Consider the following 22,511-nt stretch of genomic DNA (forward strand, 5'->3'; position numbering starts at 1 on the left):
CGTAGGAAAAAGGACGATATGATGAAGACTCAACTGGCCATCTTAACGGGTTTGTCCGTTTGGATCGCCCTGGCCAGTCTGGTCGCCGCGTGGCTTTACGTTCGAGATAAAAGTGCGGCTCGGGCGGACCGCCAACGCGTTCCAGAGAAGACGCTGCTCTTGTGGTGTCTTGTTGGCGGCTGGCCCGGGGGATGGATCGCGGGTCGCTGGCTCCGTCACAAGTCCAGCAAGCTCTCATATCGAGTCGCCTTCATGGTTTGCGTGATCGTCAACGTCGCTACGGTGATTGGCGTCGTTTGGATGACAAGCTGACCCCGAATTATGAAATTTACGAGCAAGATCGAGAAATCGCTTGGGAACGAATCTCTGAATCGCTAACATCTTTCAATAGCCAATACCGGGGTCGACTTTGAGTTTGCGGCGCCGTGATGAAACGACCTCTTCCATTGAGGAATCCATGAATGTCAACGCGCTGATGGTTTGGCTGGGAGCCACGTTTTTGGGGTGCGTGGTCGTCGGTTGCGGCGATCCTGCGCCGCGCGAAGTCAAGGAGACTTCAGAGATGTCGTTCGAAGACGCTGCGCGGCGAATCGAACAAGAAAGCTTGATGTCCGAGGATTCCGAGTAGGCCCACCATGAAACGATCGTCCCGCGAAATCCGAAACGCATTTACGTTGGTCGAATTGCTGGTCGTCATTGCGATCATCGGTATTCTTGTCGGTTTGTTATTGCCGGCCGTGCAAGCGGCACGCGAAGCAGCCCGGCGAATGAGTTGCAGCAACAACGTCAAACAAATCGCGTTGGGTTTGCACAACTATCATTCGGCCTACAAGCAACTTCCCATTCACGGAGTTGGACCCACCAACGAGTTCGAAAATTCGACGGGCGCGGCGATCCGAAAGGACGGCCGAGGTTTTACGCGGCTCGAACTCAGCTACTTGGTCGGTCTTTTGCCGTTCGTCGAACAGCAAGCGATTTGGGAAACGGTAAGCAATCCGTTAACGGAAACCGATGGCGATGTTTGGCCGGCGTTTGGTCCGCGACCGACGTTGGGTGACTACCCGCCGTGGGCGACCGACATTCCGACCTTTCGTTGTCCCAGCGATCCCGGTTTCGGCTTGCCCGCCCTGGGCCGTACGAACTATGCATGCTGTACCGGCGACGCGTTTTACGATGCCGAAGAAGGCGCCACGATTTGGAACTCGTCACGCAATCGTTGGGAATACGAAACCGATTCGCGACAAATGGAACGCGTGCGAAGCGGTATGCGAGGAGCCTTTGTCACTCGCAAGTCAATGAAGTTTCGCGACATCGCTGACGGATTGTCCAACACGATCATGATCGGTGAGATCATTTCCGGATTAACAGACCGCGACGTCCGCAGTGTCAGCTTCACCAATGCCAAAGGCGGTTTCGTTCGCGTCGCTAACAACCCCAAGCGATGTCACGAACTTGGGTACATCGATCCGCTGCGTCCGCGTTTTTGGACCGATGCCGCCAACGTCACGTTCAGTGAACGAGGGTCACGATGGGCGGACTTACACATGCTGCAAACACAGATGAACACGATCCTGCCACCCAATGCCGAAGTCTGTTTGGTCGGCAGCAGCGACACCTACGGCATGGCACCACCAAGCAGCCAACACAACGGCGGCGTCCACGTGGCGCTGTGCGACGGATCGGTCCGCTTCGTCACTGATTCAATCGAAGCGGGAACGTCGACCACGCCGACCATCTACTATCGCGCTTTGACGGCCGAAAACAACAGCCCGACTCCGCCGGGTTCGGAAAGCCCCTACGGGTTGTGGGGTGCTCTGGGCACACGAGCGTCGAAAGAGACGATCGAGGAAGAGTTCTAGCTTTCTGGATACGGCGAAGTCCCGCTTCGTTCAGCGCCGCAACTGTTGCTAACGAGTGACTGGAAAGTCTTCCAGTCGAACGTCACCCAATTCAGCCGCCAGGATGCGTTGAATTTCGGCGAGTGTGACTTGGTCTTTCTGGCGTGAGAGTCGCTGGGCATCGACGCCACGGATCAGATATTCCGCAAATACCAGTTCGCCGTCGCGAAGCATCGCTTTCGCCTTTCGCATCCGCATGATGTCTTGCTTCTTCAGTGCGTCGATGGCCTGGACCTCTCGGTGGAAGCGTTCGAAATCGATGGGTTCCATGTCGCGAGTTGGAACGTAGCGGAAGGTGCCACCGGTTTGTTCAGCGATCTCGCGAAGTTGGCCGCGTGAGAACGGATTTTCGTAGGCGATCGTGTGAACGGGAATCCCGCGTTCGGCGAACAAGTGGCGGCAAGCGGCTTCATAGGACGTCGAGTAGGGATTCCCGTCAGCATCGATCCAGCCGCTATCGTTGCGGTTTCGATCCGGTTGATTGAAGTCGCCGTCGGTCAGCAAGAAGACCGCATCGGGGTTCATGTGGCTGGCCAACGCGAGGGCACGACGCGGATCAGTACCAGGTCCAAGGCTGGCGCGAGTGATCCATTGACGAAGTTCGTCCAAGTGGTCGCCCATCGCCGATTGGTATCGCGGTTGGCGTTCGTGGAATATCGGCGCCGTTTCCCAGCAAAATAAGAAGACGCTGTACCGTTGGTGTGGCGTCAACCGACTGACCGATCGAAGCAGTTCTTCGCAGGCCCGCAGGTATCGGCCATTGTTCCGCGCGCTCATGCTCAGCGAGTTGTCGAGAATGAAAACGAAATGATCGCCCGAGGCGCGGGAACCGAAGAAGTCAATGCTTGGCGACGCGTCTGTATTGGCTGTTTCCAATGTCGCTTTCAATGCGGATGACAACACCAAGTCACCCTTCGGCATTTCAGCAGCGACGGGAATTTCAGGGATCGGTTCCATTGGCGTCGACGCCTCGGTGGGTTCGATGACGACGACGGATCGGAGCTCTTCGGTGGTTTCGTTGCCACGCTCATTTGCCAAGGTGAGCTTGATCTGCATCGTTTTACGGATCACCGTCGTTCGTATGATCATCAACAAAACCATCGCGACGATCAAATGCAACGCGATCGACAACAACACCGCAAGCAAGCCTCGTTGTTGCGGTGGCGGTGTCTCGATCAGTCGCAGCGGGTCGGCCATGACGGTGTTAGCTCAGCAGTTTTTCGCAGCGTGTCGGCGATACTTTGGTCGACGTCCCGAGCGGTTGCGCGAACAAGCTGACCCGCAATTCCTCGGTCATCCAGCGGAACTCGCTATCGGTGTGGTCAACGGGTTCGTACGTGGTTTGTTTGGCCAGCCAACGTTGCCACAGATCTTGGACCAACTTGCGCGACTCGTCGTCTTTCGATCCGCTGCCGCTCTTCAATTTGTCGATCCGATAAGCGATTGCCTTGAAGTATCGCGGATAGTGCTTCAACCAAGCCCATGGCGTCCGTCTTAGAAATCCATCATAGGCCAACCACTGCAATTGCAGCTTGACGTCACCGACCGCGGGCGAAAAACGTCCACTTTTGCCGGCTGATTCGATTTCTTTTCGGGCTTCGAAGTAGCTGTCGGCGAGCTGTCCGACCCAAACAGCAACTTCTTGTGCCGCTTCGGCAATGCGACGGGCGCGTTCGCCTCGACGTGCATCAAATTCAGCAGCGGATCGAAGAACGGGTTGGTTTTCGACGAATGCGATCCGCGCCATCAGATCCGTCATCGCGTCTTCCATGTCGCCGGCCGAAACGACACCCGATAACTTGATTTTCGCTTGTTCGATGCGCGGTAGGTGTCGGACCTGTGAACGTAACTCTTTCTTTTCGGCGATTGCAAACAACCGCACGCACCCGGACCGAATCGACGATTCCGCCGACTTCATTTCAGGGAACAGTGACGTTTTTACCGACGTGCCGTCGTCGACCAATCCCGGATACTGTGCCACACGAACGCCGCCGCGAACCCGCACGACTTCGCGAGGCAACTGGTCGATGTCGAAGGTCGTCATCTTGTCTCGCGACCAAACGTCATCAATCTCGGCCGTTGGCTCGGGTTGGTTGGCGGGCCTGGCACCCAGCTTAGCCATCAAAGGCGCGACTTGCCGACCTTCGGCGATCGAGTTGCCGTCGTCGTCAACGACGGTGACCAGAAACTGTAAATGAGGGTCGAGCTTCTCGTCTTGAAAGTCAAACGGCGTCACCGGCACTTCGGCGTGACGTGACATCGCTGCACACAATGCCGGCATGAAAGGGGTCTTGCCGTAGTCGTCCGCTAACTCGTCAAGAATTTTCGCGGCCACGTCGGCGGCCGGAACCAAATTGCGGCGGATACGTTTGGGCAACGACTTGATCATTGCGACAATCTTGGTGTGCAATAGACCCGGCACCAACCAACCAAGCCGGTCGTCGCTGATTTGCGAAAGTGCCGCTTGGTGAATCTTGACGTTCACACCGTCGCGGTCCGATCCGGGTTCAAAACGATAGTCCAGCGGCAGTCGTGAGCTTCCGACTTCCAATTCGTCTGGAAACGAATCTTGAGTGATCGTTTCGGTTTCCGTTTCGATCAGATCATCGGGTCGCATGTACAGCGACGATTCGGTCGGTTCCGGCGGCGCGGCGAGCCACTGGGACACGCCGGCCGAATCGCGAATCGATTTCGTCCACGTGGGCGTCTCGGTTTCGCGGTCCAGTTTTTCGAGTCGGCCGCGATCGCAAATCTCGGCGGGCAGTCGGCTCTGATAGAACGCAGCGACCGCGTACTCGTCGATCACCATGTCGCGACGGCGTGTCTTGGCAGCCAACGCGGCGATCGATTCTCGCAATTGGCGATTGTGTCGAATGAACTTGGCGTTCGTCTTCAATTGGGACTCGGCCAGGCCGTGGTCGATCAACAAATCGCGTGCCGTCGCCGGGTCGATGGGCGACAACGGTACTCGCCGACGTGTAACGATCGGCAATCCGAATAGCGTTTGATTCTGATAACAAAACGCTGCACCCGATTTCTCGCTCCAGTGAGGATCATTGTGCGAACGTTTCAGCAGGTGTGCGCCCACGGACTCGATCCATGCCGGTTGGATCTGGGCGACGGTGCGGGCAAATGCTTTGGCCGTTTCCACCAATTCGCCCGCAACGATCCATTTGGGTTTCGCCGCGAATACGCCGCTTCCCGGCCACAAAAACAACTTCAAGCCACCAGCGCCGGTGTACTCGTTCTTGTCACCGGCCATTGCGACACCCGAGAGCAAACCGGCCAGCAGTGATTGGTGAATGAGCGCGTAGTGATCGTCGGCGATCAGTTTGGTTTCGTCATCGACGAACCGCATCTTGCCGACGTGAGCTTTGGGTTTGCCCTTCTCAGATAGGGTTTGCGTCGCCATCTCGCGCAGTTGGCGATAGACGTCGGACCATTCTCGCATCCGCGTCGGCGACAAGTACTGCTGCTTCAAGACTCGCATAAGCTTGTTCTTGCTGTGCTCTTCTCGCGCCGATTCGTAGTACCGCCAAAGCCGTAGGTACGACAGAAAATCGCTGCGCCCGTCGGCAAACTTCGCGTGCGCTTCGTCGGCGGCTTGTTGTTTGTCCGGTGGTCGATCACGAGGGTCGGGAATCTCCATCGCCGCCGCGATCGGCAAAACTTCGGCGAGCACACCGTTTTCATGAGCGGCCAAGACGATGCGTCCGACTCGCGGATCGACGGGCATGCGGCCCAATTTCCAACCGATGTCGGTCACTTCATGACGGTCATCGATCGCGCCCAATTCGGTCAGCGTCCGCAGGCCTTCGCTGATCGCTTCGGGGCGTGGTGGATCGAGCAAGGGGAAGGCTTCCAATCGCCCCAGTCGCAACGTCTTCATCTGTAGGATCACCGATGCCAAGTTGGTGCGGCGAATTTCGGGCGTCGTATAGGCTTCGCGATTTTCGAAATCGTCGAGCGAGAACAATCGGATGCAAATGCCAGGGCCAACTCGTCCGCAGCGACCCGACCGCTGGTTCGCGCTGGCTTTGCTGACCGGTTCGATCGGCAACCGTTGCATTTTGCTTCGAACGCTGTAGCGACTGATCCTCGCGGTTCCTGAATCGATCACGAACCGAATGCCGGGAACCGTCAAAGAGCTCTCGGCGACATTGGTTGCAAAGATGATCCGACGTTTGTTGCCTGACGGATTAAATATCTTTTGTTGTTCCGATTGGGGAAGCCTCGCATACAAAGGCAGCAGGTCAACGCGTCCGGCCGCCCCCAATCGTTTGTAGTGTCCCGCGACGCGGTGCGAGACTTCCCGGATGTCGCGTTCGGTGGGTAAGAAGACCAGCATGTCGCCGTGTCCGGTACGGCTAGCCATGTCGATGCCTTCGATGACATGCCGCGAGACGTCGTACCCGCGAGTCTCGTCGTCCGTGATCGATTCCCACGGCAAATACTTGATCTCGACGGGATAGCCACGGCCTTCGACATTGACGATTGGCGCCGGGCCATCGTCGTCGCCGAAGTGTGCGGCGAACCGTTCGGCGTCGATGGTTGCCGATGTGATGATGACCTTCAAATCGGGTCTGCGTGATTGCAGTTGCCGCAGATAGCCCATCAAGAAGTCGATGTTCAACGATCGTTCGTGCGCTTCATCGATGATGATGACATCGTAGGCGTCTAGCTGTTTGTCGGATTGCGTTTCGGCAAGCAGGATGCCGTCGGTCATCAGCTTGATCATGGTTTCGGGCGTCGTCTGGTCGCCGAAACGGACTTGGTAGCCGACCCATTTGCCGAGCGGTGTTTCCAGTTCTTCGGCCAACCGCGTTGCGATGCTGCGGGCGGCCAAGCGTCGCGGTTGGGTATGGCCGATCATGCCGGTTCGTCCCAGTCCCGCTTCGAGACAGAGCTTTGGCAATTGAGTACTTTTACCGCTGCCCGTTTCACCGCAGACAACGATGACTTGGTTGTCGCGAATCAACTGGATCAACTCGTCGCGATGCGCCGTGATCGGCAATTCGGCCGGATACTCGATCTTGGGTGTTGCGGCTTTGCGCAGTTCGATCGCGTTGGCCTTGCGTGACTGCGGTGATCCGGCGGGTGGCTTTTTGCGAGCCGTTTCCCGTGCCTTGTCGGATGGACCAGGAGCCGACACGTCCTTGGTCGTCAGCGACGGGGAACTCGGTTTTGGATTCATGGCGAAAACGCCCAGACTCGTGGAATCACGAACATCGAGACCGCGAACACGATCATGCTGAGCGGCAATCCGAATTTCAAATAGTCGCTGACTCGATAACCGCCGACGCCATAGACCATCATGTTGGTTTGGTAACCGAAAGGCGTTAAGAAACTTGCCGACGCGGCGATCATGACGGCGATGATCATCGGTGTCGGATCGCATCCCAGTCCGCCGGCCGCATTCATTGCGATCGGAAACATTAACATCGCGGCGGCATTGTTGGTGATCAGTTCGGTGCACAGCATCGTCGCCAAGTAGACGGCGGCAAGGGTCAACAGTCGGTTGTTGTTGGCCATGCTCAACATTCCATCGGCGATTCCCGCGGCCGCACCACTTCGTTCCATCGCCGCACCGATGCCGATGGCCGCGCCGATCACGATCAACACCGACCAATCGATGCTTCGCCGGGCTTCCGACGTGGTGCAGCAACGCAGCGCGATCATCGCGATGGCGGCCACCATCGACGCAGTCAAAATTTGCTGTGTTATGGCTGCGAAAAGAACCATCGCAACCACCACGGCGATCGCATACCAGGCACGTTCGGGTCGGCGGATGACACCCTGCTGTACCTTGCTGACCAAAAAGAAATCACGTGACTCGCCTCGCCGGTGCAAGAACGATGGCGATGCTTCAAGAAGCAACACGTCACCCGTTTCCAAACGAACGTCACCGAGCTTGCCCGTCAATCGTTTGTCGCCGCGTGCGACCGCAACGACGGCGGCGTTGTAGTGCGAACGGAAGCGACCCTCGCGAATTGTCTTGCCAAGCAATCCGCATCGGGGGCTAACCACCGCTTCGACGAGTGTCCGTTGCCAGGCAGGAACCTGAAGTTTGCGAGCCTGATCGTCCGATGTTGTCAGCCCACGGATCTTACGCAGATCCACAACACTGTCGAGTGCACCGACCAAAATCAAGACATCGTCGTCGCGCAGTATTTCCGTCGGTTTGGCAGCCGCGATTGTGCCGTCCTCTCGCTGGATTTCGGCGATGTATAGTCCCGGCAAGTGACGCAGTCCCGCGTCCTCGATCGTTCGTCCCGAAAGCGGCCCGCCGGGTTCGACTTGAACCTCGACGGTGTATTGCCGCGGGTCGTCAGACACGCTGACCGCACCACGGCGATCGGGCAGCAGCCATCGCGATGCCACAATCATGTACAGCACGCCGATGACGGTTGCCGGCACACCGACCCACGCCGGATCAAAGAATCGCAGTGCCGAATGGGTCGCGCCGGCGGCGATCGCTTTGTCGTTCAGATCGGCGACCAACAAGTTAGTGCTGGTCCCCATCAGCGTGCACATGCCACCAAGAATGGCGGCATAGCTGAGCGGCAGCAGTAGCCGACTGGTGCTGGTGTTGATCCGTTTGGCCAGGTCACTCACGATCGGCATCAACGCCAAAACAACCGGCGTGTTATTAAGAAATCCGCTCATGGCGGCTACCGGAATCAGCAATCGCGACTGGGCGCCGGTCAGCGTCTTGGCGCGGTTGAGAAACCAGCCCGTCGCCAGTTCGGTCCCACCCGTGAATTCAAGTCCGGCTACTACCGCGAACAGCAGCGCGACGGTGACCAAGGCTTGGTTGCCGAATCCGGCAACCGCTTCGCTGGGTGTCGGCAATTTGTTGGTGCCGGTGATGCTTTGCGCGACCACCAGGATCGCTAGGCAACCGACGGCAAGCAGGTCCGTCGCCGCAACTCGCAGGGCCAAAGTGACCAGCAATGTCGCAGCAACGGCGATTGTCAACCAAGCTTGCCACGTATCCATCAAGTCGTTTCAGGGAAAAACTTTGCCAGCGTCTCGGCGCTCGGTTTCGGTGTCACCAGCGACACCACCACCGTTGCGACCAGCGACGCAAAGAAGATGGTAGCGACCGGCATGGTGTGGATCGTCCGCTCGCCGATCGTGAAATCGACCGACCAGTTTTCGATCGCGCCGAATTCCGATGCCGCGAACAGGGCGTACCAAACACCTGCCGCCGTCAACACACCGGCATAGGCGCCCCACTTGGACAACCCACGCCAGTAAACCGCCAACAGCACCAACGGGAACAAACTGCTGAACCCGCTGAAGCACCAAATGCCAAGCTGAAAGACTCGTGTTTGAGCGATGTCCGTCAGGCTAAGGAAATACGTCACCGCAACGATTGCGATGATGAACAGTCGCGAGATCGTGATGATCTGTTTGTCGCTAAATCGATCTTTGCCGCCGTAGTGGACCACCACGTCGGTCGTGAACATCGTGCCGATGCAAAGGAATTGGCTGTCGAGGCTGGACATGATCGCCGCCAGAATGCCGGCCAGCAGGAATCCGCCCAGCACGTCACCCGACAACGACTTGACCATGAATCCCAACACCTTGTTGGGGTCGCCGGCGATCGGTGGCGGAATGTTGATCAGTCCCGACGTCGCCCAAACGCCGATCAAAACGCAAGGTATCCAAACGATCAAGATGAACACCGGGTGGGCTACGACCGGCAACTTGAACGCCGATCCGCTCTTGGCCGTCAACCAATGCTGGAATAGGTGGGGAAACATGCCGACCGAAAATGGAATCAACATGTAAGTGAAGAACATCCACGGGTCCATTCGCTCACGCGTGCGGAACTGGGGCGGTGCTTCGACCGATTCGATTTGATCCTCGGGCGTCACTTGGTCTCGCACACGTCGGGCCTTGGGGATTTCTTGAGACACGATATGCAAAGAGTCCCAAAGGCCGGTCGGAGGTTCGGTGCGAACGACTCTTTGACCGTCGGTTGTTTGGTGGGCGCGTCCATCGGCAACCGACTTGGCCGCCAAGCCCGTCGCGATCAGGTAGAACGCGACAACACCCAAGACCATGAACACGATCGTTTGAAACGTGTTGGCCCATGCCGTGCCTCGCATGCCGCCAAAGAAGACGTAGACGAGCACGACCACGCAAATGACCAATTCGGTCAACCACGGTGGGATCGCGCCCGATTCGGTCAAACCGGGGAAGTCACCTCTCGTGGCGCCTTCGATCGCTTTGCCAGCCGAGATCACACCGACCAACAAGTACGGCACGACCAAGCCCACCAGGATCGGAAACAAGACCAATCCGATTTTGTCGCTGTCGAGTCGATCGCGAAAGAAACCGGCCTGAGTCGTGTAGCCGTACTTTTTGCCCCACGACCAGAGCTTGACGCCGAGTACAAAAAAGCAGAGTGAGTGGATGATGCCGGACGACGACGCCAGCATCCCATATACGCCGACGCCTTCGGCGAATGCTTCGCCGGTCGAACCGACCAGCGCGAATCCCGTCATGGTGGTGCCGAACAACGACATCAACAGCAAGAACGGACCGATGGAGTGGCTGGCCAACAAGTAGTCTTTTGACGTACCTTTAAACAACCGCGAAGAAAACAATCCGAGCGCGAGGAGCAACCCAAGATATACGCCGATGATGGTGACTTTGATCATTCCCGGACTCATCGTGCCACCTCCGATGTTGCATCATTGACGCTATCGTCGTCATCTTGGATCGGCCATGCGGTGGTCGCCGCGATCAGCCAAACGACCGAAGCGGCGATCGACAAACCCGCGTGATAGGCAAGCGTCACCGGCAGAAATCCAAAGACCAATCGGTCGTTGTCCCAGTTCCAAATGTCTTGGTGCAGCACCACAAGCAGGAGCACGAGTCCCCATACAACTTTCTTCATCAACGAAACTTTCGGTGGGATGTCTGGGCGGGCTGGTTCACCGTCGGGGTGACCGCGAATGATGGGCCAGTGTAACTTGCCGACGCGAGCCTGTTTAGGAGCAGCGGTGGCAACAAAAAACGAGCGGCTGGAAAATCCAACCGCTCGTTATCGATCAACGCAAAAGAAGTGTTCCGGCGTTTAGTTGCCGAATGGGTCGTCTCCGAACGGGTCGGCGGCCGGTTTGCTGGCATCGGTACCGAACGGGTCGGCCATCGCGTCGCCACCACCGCCGAACGGGTCTGCGGCATCGCCGCCGGTTGAGAACGGATCCGCCGGCGCGTCGGCTGCACCGGCATCTGCTGGTGTCGCAGCGTCCCCACCGAAGGGGTCATTCATTGCATCGGCCAGGGCGTCGTCGGATTCAACCTTCGGCTCTTCGTTCCTTTCGCCAAACGGATTTTGTTCCGCTGCGACGGGGGCCGGAGGCGGAGGCTGGATTGCTGAAGGAGCCGGTGCCGGTGCGACTCGCGGAGCCGAAGGACTGCCTTGGACGCCCAATTCGCCATAGCGTTGCCGTGACTGGGCTTCGGCGTTGGCCAAGTAATCGAGTTTGGCTTTGCGGCGAATGTCTTCCAACTTCAGCCGCTCGGGACCCTGAAAACGATGCAGCGCCTGGCCGACCGATCCACTGCCTTTTCCGGCCGCTTCCAGCTCGGCACCCTGTTGCCAGTCAGAATCGGCTTCATAACCGCGACCGGTCTGCGTGGCGACGATACCGCGAAAATAGTATGCCCGAGGATCCTTGATCCCATTGTTGATGGCCGTCGAAAGCAGCTCGTAAGCCTCGGACGATCGACCGGCGTAATAAGCGTGAACACCTTGGCCGTAGTAGTCGGCCAACACTGCGTTTTGCCCTTGGGCTTGGGCGTTTTCGACGTCCGCGGTGCTCGAAAACAGGGCACACGTGACGACAGCCATGATTAGTTTTTTCATCGTATCCGCGATTCTCCCCCAAACCTTTCGGTCTAGATGGTGCTGGTGGGGCCAAGCTTGGACTGACTTGATTTGGCCCGCTGGTGTTTGGACTATGTCCACCAAACTGTAGTCGTGGGTTGGGGACGCGGCAAACTTTTTCCGGCCAAGTCCCCTCGCTTCTGGGTTTTCGATCACGTGTGCGGCGATCGCGTCGGCCCTGCGTCGACCGACATTTTTATTAAAGTTCGGGCCAGCATCGGTGGCCGGCGTCACTCGATCCAGCCCCCACCGATCACACGAGTCCCGTCGTAGACGACCGCCGCCTGGCCTGGCGCGACCGCCAATTCCGGCTGGTCGAACCGCACGGCGAACCGATCGGGGGAGTCCGGGTCGATCGAAATTGTCCCCGGTTTCGGCGATCCGTTGTAACGGATTTGGACCGAAACCTGTTGGGGAACGTCGCCAACGTCGACCAACCAATTGGCCTCGCCGGCCGTCAATCCGTCCCTCTCGAGCGACTCTTTGCGGCCGATCACGACGCGCCGCGTGTCCGGTTCGATGCGGACGACGAAGTACGGTTCGCCCATCGCGACCCCCAATTTCTTCCGCTGGCCGACGGTGAACGCTTCATATCCGGCGTGCCGGCCGACGACTTTGCCTTCCGTCGTGACAATCTCGCCATCGGTGTTAGCGGACCGCTTCGGATCACGGGCCCGAACGAAATCGCTGTGGTGACCCTGCGTGACGAAACAGATCTCTTGGCTGTCTTTTTTCCCCGCAACGCCCAACCCCAAGCCTTCGGCAATTTCACGAATGCGAGGTTTTTCAAAGCCGCCAACCGGCAACAGCATCCGATCCAAACGGTCACGCCGAATCCCAAACAAGGCGTACGATTGATCCTTGTTCGAGTCCAACCCCCGGTGAAGTTGGTTGACGCCGGCGGCTTTTTCCATCCGGGCGTAATGCCCGGTCGCCACGAATTCGGCGTCGATGCCATCGGCATAGTCGAACAAACGACCAAACTTGATCCACTGGTTGCAACGCACACACGGGTTTGGCGTTCGCCCCGTCAAATAGTCGTCGACGAAGTAATCGACAATCCGCCGGAAATCGTCGGTCAAGTCGAGTGCATAAAAAGGAATGTCCATCTTTGTCGCCACTCGGCGAGCATCGGCAGCATCCGACGCGGTACAGCAACCCTGTTTGTGATCGGCACGCCCCGATGCCATGCCCCCCAGCACGGGAAGGCTAGTCGAAGCGGCTTGATCGTCTACTTTGCACACGGCACTCGATTCGTCGCTGTGCCGCATGAAGACACCGACGACGTCGTGTCCGGCATCCAAAAGCAGGTGCGCAGCAACGCTCGAATCAACGCCGCCACTCATCGCGAGAACAATCCGAGCCATGTATATTCACCAGGGAAACCAACGACGAAGCAAAGTCGTGAACTCTATATCCTACTGAAAAAGCCAGAAACGACCATGGACGCCGACCTCGTCAATCGCAGCAAAGAGATCACCAAGCGACTGAAACAGCTCGGAGACTCTCTTTGACTACTCTGCCAAATTGCAGGAAGGCAAAGCGATCGAGCTGAAGATGGGCGAGCCGGATTTCTGGAACGACAACGAATCGGCCCAGAAGACCGTGATGGAATTGAAGGCTCTCAAGGCGATCGTCGGCCCGATGACGGAATTGACCAGCTCGGCCGAGGATATGTCGGCGCTGTTCGAAATGGCCGAAGACGACGATTCGATCGTCGCCGAAGTTGCGTCGGAAATCGCCCGGTTAGAAAAGATCCTCGACGATCTCGAACTGAAGGCATTGCTAAACGGTCCCAACGATTCGGCCGGTGCGATCCTATCAATCAATGCGCGCGACGGCGGTACCGACGCGAACGATTGGGCCGACATGTTGCTGCGGATGTATTCGGCGTGGGCCGTCGGCGAGGACTTCAAGATCGAACTGTTGGACCGACAAGACAACGACGAAGCCGGCATCAACCACGCATCGATCGCGATCCGCGGACCGATGGCGTATGGCTACCTCAAAGGCGAAGAAGGCATGCACCGACTCGTTCGGATCAGCCCCTTCAACAGTGAAGGGAAACGTCAAACCAGTTTCGCCGCCGTCAGTGTTTCGCCGGAGATCGATGACTCGTTCGTCGTCGAAATCGAAGACAAGGACGTTCGGATCGATACCTATCGGGCCGGTGGTGCGGGCGGTCAACACGTCAACAAAACCGACAGCGCCGTTCGTTTGACGCACGTCCCCACCAACACGGTCGTTCAGTGCCAAAACGAACGATCCCAGCATCAGAACAAGGAAACCGCTTGGAAGATGTTGCGCGCGAAGTTGGCTCGGATCGAAGAGGAGCGTCGTGAGGCCGAGGAAGCTCGCAAGTATGAAACGCAAGCTCGAACCGGATTCGGTAGCCAGATCCGGAACTACTTCTTGCACCCCGACCAGCGCGTCAAAGATGCTAGGACCGGGCACTACGTCGGCAACTTCAACAGCGTCATGGACGGCAGCGAACTGCAAGGATTTTTGGACGCGTTCTTGATGCTAAAAGCAGGCAAGATCGAAGCGACGTCGTAGCCGTTGTTTTTCCTTTTGCCGTTACGGCTTCCCCACTAAGCCGCGCGTCGGATTGATTGACCTTCGTCGCGGCCGTCCAATCCCGCGATCGACGCCCGTTCGCGGCGTAGGTCGCGGATCTTAGCGGCGTGATCGTGCAAGTCGGCTTCGAGATTGCGAATGCGATCGAGTGCCTTGCTGTTGGCGTCCAGCGAATCTTCATGCTCGGCACTGACCCGTTTCAGGTGTGCCATCAAATCGGTCACGCGATCCTGCAGCGACTTGTTCTCGGTTCGCAATTGCTCGGCCGCCTTCAACTGGGATGCCAGCTTGGTGATGTTGGCCCGCTGTGCATCGACGGTTTGCTTCATGTCCGACAATGCGCCGATCGATTGATCGTGCTGTTTCGTCTTCGCTTGCAATTGCTTGGTCAAGTCGTTGACGTTGGATGACTGATTTTGAACTTGGCTGTGCAGTTCGGCGAGCGATTTTTCCATCTCGCCATGCGACTTCGCAAGCTCGTCCCGTTGACCGGTGACATCCGCGACTTGCTTTGCAGTAACGGCCAGTTGCTGGCGAGTTTCGCCCAGCGTCGCTTTCGTTTTCTCTAGTTCGGCCAACTGAGATTGTAGCGATTGAATCTGTTCGGTCCGTTTGCCGAGTTGTTCTTCCAGTTCGGCGGCCCGTTGGCGTTGGGCGGTTTGCTGTTCGACGGCTTTGACGAGTTCGGCCTTCTGGTTGGCGATCTGCTCGACACGTTGTTGATTGACGGTCTTCTGTTCGCCCAGCACCGTCGCGATCTCGGCAAGCTCGTTGCGTAGCGGCGATAGCTCGTCGACTTGCTGTTGCAGCTTCGCGACCACTTGGTCTCGTTCGGCGACAGATTTGGTAAGCGATTCGCGTTGTTGGACCATTCGATCCTTCTCGGTTGACGCTTCCTGTAACTTGGCTTGCAATTGAGCGACTTGAGATTGCAGCTGAGCGATCGCTTGGTCTCGCTTGCCCATCACACCGGTCAGCGATTCGTTTTGCTGTTGCATCTCGGCCGTTTGCTTGGACGACGTGGCCAGATGATGTTGCAGTTCGTCGAACTGGGCTCGCAATTGTTCGACTTCCGCTTCTCGCGATTCCAGCATCGACCGTTGCTCGGCCAACGAACTGGCGGCGGACTGCAGATCAGTCGCCAATTCGTTACGTTCGATCTTCATCTCTTCGAACAGTTCGATCTGTTCATTTTGTTCAGCGATCTGGATCGCCATTGCATCGATTTTCGATTGCAATTCGACATTCGATTCGCGAATAGAGTCCAGGTCTTCACAGCGTGCGACCAAGTCCGTCTGCGTTTCTTTGAGCGATTGGTCGGCCGCTTCGTGATTCGACCGCAACGTTGCAACCTCTTCGCGAAGGGTCGCGATCGTCTTGGCGTTTTGAGACTGCGATTGGTCCGTCGCCGACGCTTGCGCGTCGAGGGTTTGTTGTAATTGTTCGATTTCAGTTTCGAGCGCGACTTGCGTTTGCTCGAAACGAAGTACCGATTCGTCACGATCGGCCAATTGGTCGGTCAGCATCGCGACGTTTTCCTGGGCCGACTGGGCCGCGTCGGCTTGCGTTTCTAGCTCGCGGCGTAGTTGTTCGACTTCGACTTCCAGTCGCGAGCGAAGTTGTTCTGTCTCCACCACGGTGTGTCCGTGCTCGCCGACCTGTCGTTTCAGCGCATCGATCGTTTGCAAATATCCCGACGACGCTTTGTCTGTCTTTTCGAGGCGTGTTCTGAGGCTCTCGATCTCGACCTCGAGTTCGCGGTGGCTGGTTTGCAGTTCGACAAAGGACGTCGTGCGTTGTTCCAAGTCATTTTCTGCTGATGTCTTCAGCTTCAGTGCTTCTTGCAACTGACTTACAACGGTTTCGCTGCGTTTGAGTTCGCTGCCGAATTTTTCATCCGAAAGATCGCGTTCGCCGCGAAGCCTCGCCAATTCGTCACCGGCTGCCAAGGCAGCCGATCGGTGATCTTCGTTTTGTTGTTTGAGGGACTCGTACTGCGCACGGAGCGATTCCAGTTCCGTGGACGCAAACTCGTTGTCTTTTTGCAGTTTCACGAATTCCCGTTTCCGCTGACGCGCCGATCCGCGAGCCTTGAAATAGCGACTCTCCAGCCCATTCATCTTTTCGCTATCACCCGTTCGGTCGTGAAACCACAACAGGTGGCCAATCAATATGCCTGCGAGCACAAAGAAGATGGCGGAAACAAACGGCAGATTGAATAAGGCAGTCATCGGGCGATCCCAGCGATAGGCACTTCGGACCGAGGCTCCTTCCGTGGAACGCCGGTATCGAAGGTTGGGCTATATCAAGACCACCGGCCGTGTGTCCACCTGACTTTCACGCTTTTTGGCATCTGGGAAAGACTGTCAGCACGCTTCCAGTCAGTCGGCTTTCTTTCCCATGTCTAGCCGGTTGTTAGCGAAAGCAACGCTGAACAAGGGGCTGGTTACTTTTCGATCGTCACGACCACATTTTTGAATGCCGGCGTTTTGCTGGCCGGGTCGACTTGGCGAGACACCAGCACATTCGATTCGGGGTAATACATCAAAGCGTTGCCGGGACGAATTTCTTCGTAGCCCCGCGCAAGGATCCCGGGCAGCGAACCTGTTTCGCTTTTGATGGTGACGCGTTGGTCGTGTTGCAATCCAAGGCGTTTCAAGTCGTCGGGGTGCATCAAGATGATGTCGCGGCGATCTTGGTTCCGATAAAGGTCTTCTTCTTCATAGACGACGGTGTTGAATTGACCTTCGCTGCGAACGGTCATCATGCGAAGTTCTTGTTGGCCGAGGCCCTTCAAGTTGGGCAGCGTGTGTGTGTGCATCACCGCGCGACCGTCTTCGGTGCCGAATTTTTTCTCGCGGAACGTTCGACCGTCGATCTGGAATTCTTCTTTGGTCGTTCCGATTTCGGTGATTTTTCCGTAACCGGGAACTACGGCGCCAATCCAATCGCGGATCGTCGCGGTCTGTTTCATTGCGGTCCAATCGATGCCTTTGGCGTCCGGAATCAATCGTTCACCGATGGCGGCGATGATTTCCACTTCGCTACGCGGACCGGGCAGACGTCGCGGACCACCGTCACTCAACCGAACGTAGTTGAACATCGATTCTTGGGTGGTCGGTTCGGGTTCTTCGTCGCGTGCCAGCACCGGCAAGATGATCGTCTCGGCCGCCAATCCGTGCGCGTGGCCGGTATTCATCGTCGTATTGAGCATCACGTTCATTTCCAAGTTCGACATCGCGGTTGCCGCGAACGTCGAATCGGGGTTGGAACCGTACAGGTTTCCGCCCAAACAGAAGCCGGCTTTGATTTCGCCGGTGGCGGCCGACTCCATGCACTCGAGCGTGTCCTTGCCGACTGTCGTGGGTAAAGTGACGCCGAATTTTGATTGCAAAGAATCGAAGATCTGATCCTTCAATTTTGGTGTCACGCCGACGCTGCCGATGCCTTGAACGTTGCTGTGACCGCGGATCGGCATCAACCCACAACCCGGGCGGCCGACCATGCCTCGGCACATCGCCAAGTTGGCGATCGCTTGGACGTTCTCGACACCGTTGGCGTGGTGCGTGATGCCCATCGTCCAAGAGAACACGACGCGTTTGGCGTTCGAGTAAACCTTTGCGATTTCTTCGATCTCGCTGCGCGCGACGCCCGACTTGGTTTCGATTTCTTCCCATGACAAACGATCCACCGCGGCCAACCATTCTTGGCTGTCGCGGCAGTGGTCACGCATGAAATCGTTGTCCAAGGTGCCAGCGTTTTTGACCGCTTTGGCGATCCCCCACAACATCGCCAAGTCACCGCCGATATGCGGTTGGTAGTAATGGCTGGCGATCTTGGTGCCCAGCATCAACGACACCGGATCGCTGGGCACGCGGAAACGGACCAACCCGGTTTCTCTGACAGGATTGATCACGATGACCGTGCCACCGCGACGACGGATCTTCATCAACGTCGTCATCAAACGCGGGTGATTGCTGGCCGGGTTGCCGCCGATCAGGAACACGCAATCCGATTCTTCCAAGTCGTCCAATTGGATCGTCGCCGTGCCGCTGCCGACGCTGGATTGTAAGCCGACGCCGCTTGCTTGGTGGCAATAGTAGCTGCAGTTGTTGACGTTGTTGGTCCCGTAGACACGAGCCATCAATTGCAGAAGGAAGCCGGCTTCATTGCTGCTGCGGCCGCTGAAGTACCAGAACGTTTCGTCGGGCGTCAACGATTCGAATTTGGCGGCGATCGCATCGAATGCTTCTTGCCACGTGATGACTTCGTAGTGCGATTCGCCTTGGCGATAGCGAACCGGGTGGATCAAACGGCCCAGCCGCTCGAGCTGATACGGCGTCATCGCCTTTAAGTCGGCGATGGAAGTCTTCTTCCAGAAATTCGGATCGATGCCGGGCTGCATATCGGCGGCCATCGCCTGCATGCTTTTTTTGCAGACTTCGGGGAAGTGCCCGGCCTCGTTGACCATGCCACCCTTTTGTCCGCCCATGCCAAGGGCGCACGTCTTGCACGAGTTGCGTGATCGAAGAGCCTTGTAGAGTTTCCAGACGCCGCCCGCTTCTTTGCCTTTCTTGAAGGTGTAAAGAATCGCGCGAAATCCGCCGCCGCTTCCGACTTTCACTGCTGGTTACTTCCTAGAAAGGAATGGGACGATGACCGTGGGACTAGTTTAGCCGATCGGCGGGCCCAGCAGCACGGGCCGTTCACACTTCCTATTCTTCGCCCAACGCCGCGAACAGCGATCGCGAGGCCTCGGCATCACGTTCCGCACGGATTTTCGGGTCTTCGACCCACCATGGTGTCGACGCGACGCCGGTCGAAAGCGGAATCAGTTCGATGGGTTCAAACTGCTCGAACGCTTCGGTGCGTTCGAATCCGCGAGCGATGCGGACCGCCGCGTCCTGGCCGGTCCACTGGACGCGATCGGTCGCAACGTCCCAGTTCGAGCTCGTTTCGTCGGCATAAATCCGTGCGATATCATTGCCGCCGCCCGTGGCGTACCCGATGGTCGACTCGAATCCCGAGGCGCTGACGTGGTAACCCGGTCCGGTGATGATGGACCGACCCGATGAAATGCTCATCGTATCGTCGCCGGCCGAGTCATAGATTTCGGCGATGTCGTTGCCACCGCTGGTGGCGTACGCGTAGACCCGTTCAAACCCGTAAGCCAGTTGGAACGAGTCGTCGCTTCGCAGACTGGTGAATTGCGGTCGAACCGAAAGCGAGTCGTCGCCGCTGCTGTCGTTCAAGAACGCGACATCGTTACCGCCGGCGGTTGCGTGCACGTAAACCTTCGGAACACCCGTCACGGTGTACTCGAACCCGACGCCCTTCAACGTCGCCAGTCCTGGACGCGAATCCAAGTGGTCCGACGAAGTCGAATCAAACAACGAAGCCCGGTCGGGGCCTCCACCACCTTCGAAGGCGACCTTCTCAAATCCTCGCAGTTGGATCGTAAACGCATTGGTCGAAAGGGAGCCCGTGGACGAACCGACTTCGTCGCCGCTGGGATTCAAGATCAAACGTTCGGCTGCGTCGCTGCCCAAGATCGACAGCGAATCGTAGCCACCTCCGACATCGATGACGATCGCACCATCGTGCGCCGGATCGATGAAGTACGTTTTTTCGCCAACTCGCATCACGATGCCGTCGCGCAGATCCAGTTGGACGTGTTCGCTTTCCACCGAACCGTCGAAGTGATCGATGGTTGCTTGCGTCGCGGGTTGGCCGACCAGGGCAGCAGCCAAGTCCAACGTTCGATACGTTTGGCCCGTCGTTGGATCGGTGTGCTCGATCGAAGTATCTCGCATCCGCGCCAAAATATTGTCGGCGGTCGGCGACAACCCTTCGTCGATCATCGCTTGCCGGACCAGCATCGAGGCGCCGGCAATTTGGGGCGACGCCATGCTGGTGCCGTCGAGTGCCGCGAAATCGTCGACCCGTCCGTCCCATCCGAACACATGGTCGGGAACCGAGCTGGAAACGGATCGCCCGCTTGCGGCAAAGATATCGGATTGTCGTTGTGCAAACTCGTTGAGTTCGCCGTTACCGTCGATCGACGACACGGGCACAACGGAATCGCTTGACGCGGGGTACAGCAATCCCGTGTTGCCATCGCCGCCGTCGAAGAAGTTTCCGGCCGCGGCGAACACCAGGATATTGTCCTGGCGCAGCAGCGAGAATTCATCTTCAAGCATCTGCATCGCGATCGCCTGATTGGCATCTGATAGTGCCGCGCCGACCGATAGATTGACCGTCGTGATCGGCGAGTCGAAGGCGTTGCGGTTGGCGTGTACCCATTGAAGGGCCGATTCGATCCATTGCAGTTGGCTGTTGCCATGATCGTCGAAGACGCGAAGCGCGACGATGTCGGCGTCCGACGCGACTCCGGTGAAGTCGTTTGTTTTTCCTGCTAGCGTTCCGGCAACGTGGGTTCCATGGAAGCCGGTCGGCCCATCGTCATAGGGGTCGGCATCGTCTTCGGCAAAGTCCCATCCGCCAACGACGCGGTATCCAGGACCGAAGCCTGTGCCACCATTGGGCGAGGCGAATGCGAGATGGTCCCACGCGATCCCGCTGTCGATCACAACGACGGTTTGGCCAGCGCCGCGTAAGTCAGTGGTGTCGAAGTCTGCGACGCCAGTGTCGGTATCGTCATGCAGTTCGGCCGGTGGCGGAACGGGGACGTTGTGTTGCAGGTCCAGGTCATCGCCCGTCCCGCCTAGATTCGTCCCACCCAGAACCGTCCCGCCCAATGCGTCCAGCATCAAGTCACCCGCCAGCGATGCAGACAGTGCAAGTCGTCGTTCGCACGGCTCGATTCGGTGCGCGTCGGCGTTCAGGGAGTCTCTTGTGAACAAGCGGGTGGACTCAAAGTAATTCGAAAGCGGGGGGGAGTCGCCGGATTGCGCCGATTGGCGAACTTTCGGATAGGGCGCCCCAAACCAAGCGTAGGTCGCACAGTCACGCGCGACCTGCCTAACCCGACCTTCGACGAAAGCAGTCGACGAACCGACGCCCAAATGCCGAATTAAAAGGACAAGTCGTTACATCCGCGCCTGCTTTTCTGCTCTTTGAGGCTTCGTCTGATGCCGCTTTTGAAACTTTGGAACACCCTTCGTGGTCGATCCGCATCGAGTGAGACCGAAACGGTCGAGGTAAAGAGCGTCGCAGAGGTGTCGAATTCAGCGAATTCGAAGCCTGAAACCGCTGTTTCAAAGCCGAGTGTTGCCGCCCACACGGGGGCGGCGAGCAGGCCCGCGTCGAAGCCGACGCCCAAACCGGCACGGTCATCGATGTTAGGGATTTTTGGATCCTCGGGGCCACACGCTTCTCTTTGCAAGCAGATCAAAGCCCTCGCCGCTCCTGCCGGACGGGAAATCCGCACCGTCTTGGAAATCAACGTCGAAGACGGATCGCGTGCGATCGCCGTCTTGGGAACGCTTGCGAATCAGTGGCCGGTGCCTCCGGTCGCTGCCGAGGGCGAGTCCGTCGAAGCGGTGCCGACCGTCCGCTACATCGTCATCGATCAGTTCGAGATGGCCGGTGGCGAGACGACACTGAAGCAATTTCACCAAACCCTTCGGGGTGCGTCAATTCGTCCTCAGGTGTACCCCGAGCCGATCGACCGCGGATTGGTCCGTGTCGCCCATACGATCGGAGCCGTCGATTTGATTTTGGTCGCGACCGCGGCCGAACAATGGCAGGACGAGGCGATGTTGAAATTGATTTCGCGGGTCTCGCACAGCGAAACCACACTGTTGTATCGCGATGGTGACACCTGGAAGGCTTACTCGACTGGTGCAGCACAGGGGCGGCGGGCGGCTTGATCGGTTTCTTGATCGTGTCAGGTGCGTGGCTGCGCGGGCCGGCGAAATCGTTACGCGACATACGTTCACTGCACCGCGGCTAATGGCGGATTATTGCGCATCACGGTTTCTGGCGATGACGCCCGAACTTTGCGACTTCCCTCTGCGGCGGCACGCGCCTATCGTGTCTATCCGTTGATTGTCGCCGAACGGTAAATATTTTCCGTTTGGTAGCAATGTTATCTGGACTAAATTCTAAAAACGTCCCTCCCGTTCGGCGCTCTTGCTCGAGAGGCGGTTTTGGAAAAAAATACACCA

15 protein-coding genes are annotated in these 22,511 nt (G+C 57.7%); 5 read left to right on the top strand and 10 right to left on the bottom strand.

All coding sequences use genetic code 11. The annotated features are described in order from the left end of the window. Positions 1-21 precede the first annotated feature (21 nt). From Poly51_RS08135 to Poly51_RS08140, 3 genes are all read left to right on the top strand, one after another. Positions 22-312 (top strand): DUF1294 domain-containing protein, encoded by a 291-nt coding sequence (locus tag Poly51_RS08135; RefSeq protein ID WP_222435811.1) that lies wholly within the window; start codon positions 22-24, stop codon positions 310-312. 145 nt (positions 313-457) lie between these two features. Continuing rightward, positions 458-628, top strand: a complete 171-nt coding sequence (locus Poly51_RS30345) for a hypothetical protein (protein WP_186775420.1) — start codon at positions 458-460, stop codon at positions 626-628. A gap of 7 nt (positions 629-635) precedes the next feature. Further along, positions 636-1,859, top strand: coding sequence for a DUF1559 domain-containing protein (locus Poly51_RS08140; protein ID WP_146456143.1), 1,224 nt, complete (start codon positions 636-638; stop codon positions 1,857-1,859). A gap of 48 nt (positions 1,860-1,907) precedes the next feature. On the opposite strand, the gene Poly51_RS08145 is transcribed toward Poly51_RS08140, so the two are convergent. The 7 genes from Poly51_RS08145 to mnmA all read right to left on the bottom strand — a co-directional run bounded on the left by Poly51_RS08145 (position 1,908) and on the right by mnmA (position 13,172). Continuing rightward, positions 1,908-3,095 (bottom strand): vWA domain-containing protein, encoded by a 1,188-nt coding sequence (locus tag Poly51_RS08145; RefSeq protein WP_146456145.1) that lies wholly within the window; start codon positions 3,093-3,095, stop codon positions 1,908-1,910. A gap of 7 nt (positions 3,096-3,102) precedes the next feature. Further along, the gene (gene hrpA, locus Poly51_RS08150; RefSeq protein ID WP_146456147.1) at positions 3,103-7,092 is read right to left on the bottom strand and encodes an ATP-dependent RNA helicase HrpA; all 3,990 of its coding nucleotides are present in this window, start codon (positions 7,090-7,092) and stop codon (positions 3,103-3,105) included. Then, positions 7,089-8,897, bottom strand: coding sequence for an SLC13 family permease (locus Poly51_RS08155; protein ID WP_146456149.1), 1,809 nt, complete (start codon positions 8,895-8,897; stop codon positions 7,089-7,091). The genes hrpA and Poly51_RS08155 overlap by 4 nt, the downstream gene beginning before the upstream one ends. Continuing rightward, positions 8,897-10,582, bottom strand: coding sequence for a sodium:solute symporter family protein (locus Poly51_RS08160; RefSeq protein ID WP_246114347.1), 1,686 nt, complete (start codon positions 10,580-10,582; stop codon positions 8,897-8,899). Before Poly51_RS08160 ends, Poly51_RS08155 begins: the two co-directional genes overlap by 1 nt. Then, positions 10,579-10,809, bottom strand: a complete 231-nt coding sequence (locus Poly51_RS08165) for a DUF3311 domain-containing protein (RefSeq protein ID WP_146456151.1) — start codon at positions 10,807-10,809, stop codon at positions 10,579-10,581. Before Poly51_RS08165 ends, Poly51_RS08160 begins: the two co-directional genes overlap by 4 nt. A 180-nt stretch (positions 10,810-10,989) precedes the next feature. Next, entirely contained in the window at positions 10,990-11,784 is a 795-nt protein-coding gene (locus tag Poly51_RS08170; protein WP_146456153.1) for a hypothetical protein, read from the bottom strand. A gap of 251 nt (positions 11,785-12,035) precedes the next feature. After that, positions 12,036-13,172 carry a tRNA 2-thiouridine(34) synthase MnmA gene (gene mnmA, locus Poly51_RS08175; protein WP_146456156.1) on the bottom strand — a complete coding sequence of 379 codons (1,137 nt, stop codon included), beginning with the start codon at positions 13,170-13,172 and terminating at the stop codon, positions 12,036-12,038. A gap of 75 nt (positions 13,173-13,247) precedes the next feature. On the opposite strand from mnmA, the gene prfB reads away from it, so the two are divergent. Beyond that, positions 13,248-14,361 (top strand): peptide chain release factor 2 gene (gene prfB / locus Poly51_RS08180; RefSeq protein ID WP_390621754.1). Its coding sequence is split into 2 segments (ribosomal slippage): positions 13,248-13,316 and positions 13,318-14,361, totalling 1,113 coding nucleotides; the frame shifts between segments, so codons are not numbered across the junction. Between the two features lie 35 nt (positions 14,362-14,396). On the opposite strand, the gene Poly51_RS08185 is transcribed toward prfB, so the two are convergent. The 3 genes from Poly51_RS08185 to Poly51_RS08195 form a co-directional block, all read right to left on the bottom strand. Then, positions 14,397-16,613 (bottom strand): hypothetical protein, encoded by a 2,217-nt coding sequence (locus Poly51_RS08185; RefSeq protein ID WP_146456159.1) that lies wholly within the window; start codon positions 16,611-16,613, stop codon positions 14,397-14,399. Between the two features lie 215 nt (positions 16,614-16,828). Then, positions 16,829-19,006 (bottom strand): FdhF/YdeP family oxidoreductase, encoded by a 2,178-nt coding sequence (locus tag Poly51_RS08190; protein ID WP_146456161.1) that lies wholly within the window; start codon positions 19,004-19,006, stop codon positions 16,829-16,831. 91 nt (positions 19,007-19,097) lie between these two features. Continuing rightward, positions 19,098-21,245, bottom strand: coding sequence for a S8 family serine peptidase (locus Poly51_RS08195; protein WP_146456163.1), 2,148 nt, complete (start codon positions 21,243-21,245; stop codon positions 19,098-19,100). Positions 21,246-21,473: 228 nt separating this feature from the next. On the opposite strand from Poly51_RS08195, the gene Poly51_RS30350 reads away from it, so the two are divergent. Next, positions 21,474-22,214, top strand: coding sequence for a hypothetical protein (locus Poly51_RS30350; protein WP_186775421.1), 741 nt, complete (start codon positions 21,474-21,476; stop codon positions 22,212-22,214). The last annotated feature ends 297 nt before the right edge of the window (positions 22,215-22,511 follow it).

It is taken from the genome of Rubripirellula tenax (genome assembly GCF_007860125.1).
Classification (GTDB): domain Bacteria; phylum Planctomycetota; class Planctomycetia; order Pirellulales; family Pirellulaceae; genus Rubripirellula; species Rubripirellula tenax.

Coding starts and splice junctions, on each gene's coding strand:
- Poly51_RS08170 (WP_146456153.1), bottom strand. CDS start 11,784: ATGAAAAAACTAATCATGGCTGTCGTCACGTGTGCCCTGTTTTCGAGC.
- Poly51_RS08165 (WP_146456151.1), bottom strand. CDS start 10,809: ATGAAGAAAGTTGTATGGGGACTCGTGCTCCTGCTTGTGGTGCTGCAC.
- Poly51_RS08160 (WP_246114347.1), bottom strand. CDS start 10,582: ATGAGTCCGGGAATGATCAAAGTCACCATCATCGGCGTATATCTTGGG.
- Poly51_RS08155 (WP_146456149.1), bottom strand. CDS start 8,897: ATGGATACGTGGCAAGCTTGGTTGACAATCGCCGTTGCTGCGACATTG.
- Poly51_RS30345 (WP_186775420.1), top strand. CDS start 458: ATGAATGTCAACGCGCTGATGGTTTGGCTGGGAGCCACGTTTTTGGGG.
- hrpA (WP_146456147.1), bottom strand. CDS start 7,092: ATGAATCCAAAACCGAGTTCCCCGTCGCTGACGACCAAGGACGTGTCG.
- Poly51_RS08140 (WP_146456143.1), top strand. CDS start 636: ATGAAACGATCGTCCCGCGAAATCCGAAACGCATTTACGTTGGTCGAA.
- Poly51_RS08135 (WP_222435811.1), top strand. CDS start 22: ATGAAGACTCAACTGGCCATCTTAACGGGTTTGTCCGTTTGGATCGCC.
- Poly51_RS08185 (WP_146456159.1), bottom strand. CDS start 16,613: ATGACTGCCTTATTCAATCTGCCGTTTGTTTCCGCCATCTTCTTTGTG.
- mnmA (WP_146456156.1), bottom strand. CDS start 13,172: ATGGCTCGGATTGTTCTCGCGATGAGTGGCGGCGTTGATTCGAGCGTT.
- Poly51_RS30350 (WP_186775421.1), top strand. CDS start 21,474: ATGCCGCTTTTGAAACTTTGGAACACCCTTCGTGGTCGATCCGCATCG.
- Poly51_RS08145 (WP_146456145.1), bottom strand. CDS start 3,095: ATGGCCGACCCGCTGCGACTGATCGAGACACCGCCACCGCAACAACGA.